General features: G+C 62.3%; 1 protein-coding gene. It reads left to right on the top strand.

Translation table 11 applies throughout. The features are described 5' to 3' along the window. The first annotated feature begins 341 nt into the window (after positions 1-341). On the top strand, positions 342-1,283 hold the full coding sequence (locus tag ACL02S_RS24095; RefSeq protein WP_412804782.1) for an esterase/lipase family protein: 942 nt from the start codon (positions 342-344) through the stop codon (positions 1,281-1,283). Positions 1,284-1,328: the final 45 nt, after the last annotated feature.

Genomic DNA, 1,328 nt, shown 5'->3' with positions numbered 1-1,328 from the left:
GAGTCCACGGGCTGCCGCTTATGTGCTCAATGCGCTCGATCCCGCGCATCCACGTCCGGTGCCCTGCGAGTTCATCCCGCCGTTCACGGGGTAGCCGGATTCATGGGCTCGCCGGGTTCTCAGGCGGTGTAGGTCGACTTCGAATCATCCTGACTCTATTGGAATATCGTGGGTGCCATGCTCTCCGCGCCGACCTTCCTGGCGCAACGTCGAAGTAAGACGCGCTTCGTTCTCAGCCCCATGGAATCGGCCTTTCCGAGGGGTTCTGTGCGATAACATTCCAGAGCTGATTTCAGCCTTGGCCGAGTGTCCTGGAGCTATTTCTGGTTTGGGAGGCTGTCGTGCGGCGTGTCTCAGGCTTTTCCTTGTTCGTCGTGCTGCTTGCCGCGATGTCTGCCATTGCGGCGAGCTCGGCGCATGCGCAGCCGTATCCGGTTGTCTACAACTTGTTCGTCGGTGTCCCGGCCGAGCTGACGAATCCGGGTGGTTCGTTGCCTGGTTCCAATGACTGGTCCTGCCGTCCGAGTTCCGCGCATCCGAATCCGGTGGTGCTTGCGCACGGAACGGCCGCGAACAAGCAGACCAACTGGGGTGTGTACGTGCCGTTGCTTGCCAATGAGGGGTACTGCGTGTACGCGGGAACCTTCGGTAACTACGTCGGCTCGCCATGGCCGAATTCGGCGATGGGTGGAATGCTTCCGATCGAGCAGAGCGCCGCGCAGCTCGGTGACTTCGTGGATCGGGTCTTGGCCGCGACCGGGGCTGCCAGGGTCGATATCGTCGCCCACTCCCAGGGCAATGTCTACGGTAATTACTTCATCAAGCGGCTCGGCGGCGCGGCGAAGGTGGACAAGTTCGTCGGCTTGGCTCCACTGTGGCTCGGTTCGAACCTCCTCGGACTGGGAGAGCTGGGCGTGTACAGCACGCAACTGGGCCTGAAAGCGGCGTTCGACGGGCTTTTCGGGGAGTGCCAGGCCTGTCCGCAAGTTGGGCAGGGCTCGGATTTCCTGCGCGAGCTGAACGCCGATGGTATCTACCACCCGGACGTGGCATACACCAATATCGCGACCGCACTGGACGAACTGGTTGTTCCGTATACCTCGGGGCTGGTTCCCGGGCCGGGCGTGACCAACATCGTGGTGCAGGACGGCTGTCCGACGGACTACTCCGAGCACGCGGCTCTAGGGGGCAGTCCACGGGCTGCCGCCTATGTACTCAATGCGCTCGATCCCGCGCATCCACGTCCGGTGCCCTGCGAGTTCATCCCCCCGTTCACGGGGTAGACCGACACATGAGTTCGGCGGCTTGTCCTGGAGCTATTTCCGGTT

The sequence above is a fragment of the Nocardia spongicola genome, assembly GCF_047200775.1.
GTDB lineage: Bacteria > Actinomycetota > Actinomycetes > Mycobacteriales > Mycobacteriaceae > Nocardia.
The sequence above is the reverse complement of the archived record's forward strand: the minus strand, read 5'-3'. Positions and strand labels throughout refer to the sequence as shown.